2 protein-coding genes and 1 pseudogene are annotated in these 2,437 nt (G+C 67.5%); 1 reads left to right on the top strand and 2 read right to left on the bottom strand.

Translation table 11 applies throughout. From position 1 onward, the window contains the following. Positions 1-1,227: cytochrome ubiquinol oxidase subunit I (locus J7E68_RS15130; protein ID WP_215173955.1), on the bottom strand; the 1,227-nt coding region annotated here is incomplete at its 3' end. A 109-nt stretch (positions 1,228-1,336) separates the two neighbouring features. Beyond that, positions 1,337-1,999: a metalloregulator ArsR/SmtB family transcription factor gene (locus J7E68_RS15125; RefSeq protein WP_215173953.1), complete on the bottom strand. Its 663-nt coding sequence runs from the start codon at positions 1,997-1,999 to the stop codon at positions 1,337-1,339. A gap of 100 nt (positions 2,000-2,099) precedes the next feature. On the opposite strand from J7E68_RS15125, the pseudogene J7E68_RS15120 reads away from it, so the two are divergent. Continuing rightward, positions 2,100-2,437: pseudogene (locus J7E68_RS15120) on the top strand (DNA repair protein RadA); the annotation flags it as partial.

Genomic DNA, 2,437 nt, shown 5'->3' with positions numbered 1-2,437 from the left:
GGTCATGAGCCCGAACACGATCCAGGGCTGCCTGCCCATCTCGGTGAAGACCCAGCCCATGATGTTGGCGACGAGTGCGAGCGGGAACGACCAGATCGCGAGCTTCCACATCCACGGTGCGGGCGGGTTCTTCGCGCCCTTGCGGGTGACCCAGAGGCCCACGACAGCCACGAGGGCTGCGGCCATGCCGAGGCCGATCATCCAGCGGAACGCCCAGTACGTGACCCAGAGCACCGGTGCGAACTCGGTGAGGCCCGTGTCGGCGAAGGTCGTGGCGTACTCGGCGTTGAGGTCGTTGATGCCGTGCACGCAGGCGTCGAACGTGTGCGTCGACAGCCGCGAGAGCAGATACGGCCGGCGGATCGAGAACAGCTCGGAGCTGCCGTCGGGGGTGCCGAGCGTGAAGAGGCTGAACGAGGCATCCGGTCCGCACACCGTGTTGAACGTCGCCTCGGCCGCGGCCATCTTCATCGGCTGCGCGGCGTACATCGCAAGGCCCAGCTGGTCACCCGTGAGCACGACACCGGCGGTCGAGACGATCATCGCCCACAGGCCGAACTTGAGCGAGATGCGCATGGTGTCGAAGTGCTGGCCGCGTGCCAGGTGCCAGGCCGAGACCGAGATCACGACACCGGCGGCGAACATCAGCGCACCGAAGATCGTGTGCGGGAAGGCGGCGAGCGCGACGGGATTCGTCAGCAGCGCCCAGAAGTCGGTGAGCTCGGCGCGGTTGGTCTCGGGGTTGAAGACGTAGCCGACCGGATTCTGCATGAAGGCGTTCGCGGCGATGATGAAGTACGCCGACAGGATGCTGCCGATCGAGACGCACCAGATCGTGGCGAGGTGCAGCTTCTGCGGCAGCTTGTCCCAGCCGAAGATCCAGAGGCCGATGAAGGTCGCCTCGAAGAAGAACGCCAGCAGCCCCTCGAAGGCGAGCGGGGCGCCGAAGACGTCACCGACGAAGCGCGAGTAGTCCGACCAGTTCATGCCGAACTGGAACTCCTGCACGATGCCCGTCACCACGCCCATGGCGAAGTTGATCAGGAAGATCTTGCCGAAGAAGCGCGTCAGATGCAGGTACTGCACCTTGCCGGTGCGCACCCACGCCGTCTGGAAGATCGCGGCGACGAGCGCCATTCCGATCGTCAGCGGCACGAACAGGTAGTGGTAGACGGTCGTCAGACCGAACTGCCATCGAGACAGGACCAGTGGGTCTAGCCATTCCATGTGCCGCTCCTTCTTCCGTGCCCTTGTTCTTCTGTGCGCCGGGTGCCACGCTAACGACCGGCCTGCCGCCTCCGAGGGGCTGCCGGCCGTGAATAAGTCAGACGCTCGCCTAGGCGGCGGTCATCTCCGTCAGGCGCAGCTGCACGGTGCAGTCCGCCGGCAGGGCGGAGGTGCGCACGGCCTCGGCGGCGAGCGGCCCACCGGCTTCGGTGAGCACCCCCTGCATGAGGCCGAGGTGCACGGAGCACAGCATCGGACGGTCTTCGGCGCGACCCGCGGCGTGCGGGCACGGGCTGAGATCGACGGTGAGCTGCTCGTCATCGACGACGGGCTCGAAGCCGCTCTCCTCCAAGTGTTCGACCAGGGCATCCAGCTGGTAGATCGCGTCGCGATCGAGAGCGGAGGCAGATGTGGGGATGACTCGGCGCAGCAGGTCGCCGCGCACGGCAGCGGCCTTCGCCTTGTTCCGGGCGATGGGGCTGGAGGCCTCGGCGGTGCCGGTGGCGGCGCTGTAGAGCGTGCGCGGACGCCCGCGGGTGGTGCGGTGCTCGCTCGCCTGAATGACGTAGCCGCCCTCGATCAGGCGCTGCAGGTGCTCGCGCACCGTGTTGGGGTGCAGCCCCGTCGCCTCGCACAGCTCACCGATCGTGCGCCCGGCCCGCGTCTTCTCTGACCCTGCGTCGAACTGCCCGCCGCCCTCGAAGAGCAGGTGCAGGATCCGCACCCGTGAGAACGTCGAGATCGGCCCGCAGACGGGCCCGCCATTGGCCATGAATCCAGTATCCCGTGGCGGTTGCGCGACATCGAGTGGTTCGGCCGTGAATAATGCCCGAGGCGATAGGGATGTCCGATCCCGGCGATAGCCTGGCTGCATGGCCACCCGAAAACCTGCCCCTCCCGCATATGTCTGCACCGAATGCGGGTGGACGACGGCGAAATGGGTCGGTCGATGCGCCGAGTGCCAGCAGTGGGGCACCGTGCAGGAGCAGGGCGCGCAGACCGGCATCCTGAGTCGCATCACGCCTCTCGCGCCGACCGCGGCGAAGGCCGCACGGCCGATCACGCAGATCACCACCGAAGACGCTCCTCGTCGCACGAGCGGCGTCGGCGAGTTCGACCGGGTGCTCGGCGGCGGCATCGTGCCGGGTGCGGCGATCCTGCTGAGCGGCGAGCCCGGCGTCGGCAAGTCGACTCTGCTGCTCGAGGTCGC

This window comes from Microbacterium sp. ISL-103, from assembly GCF_018613995.1.
In the GTDB taxonomy this organism is placed as follows: Bacteria; Actinomycetota; Actinomycetes; order Actinomycetales; family Microbacteriaceae; genus Microbacterium.
The sequence above is the reverse complement of the archived record's forward strand: the minus strand, read 5'-3'. Positions and strand labels throughout refer to the sequence as shown.

Coding starts and splice junctions, on each gene's coding strand:
- J7E68_RS15125 (WP_215173953.1), bottom strand. CDS start 1,999: ATGGCCAATGGCGGGCCCGTCTGCGGGCCGATCTCGACGTTCTCACGG.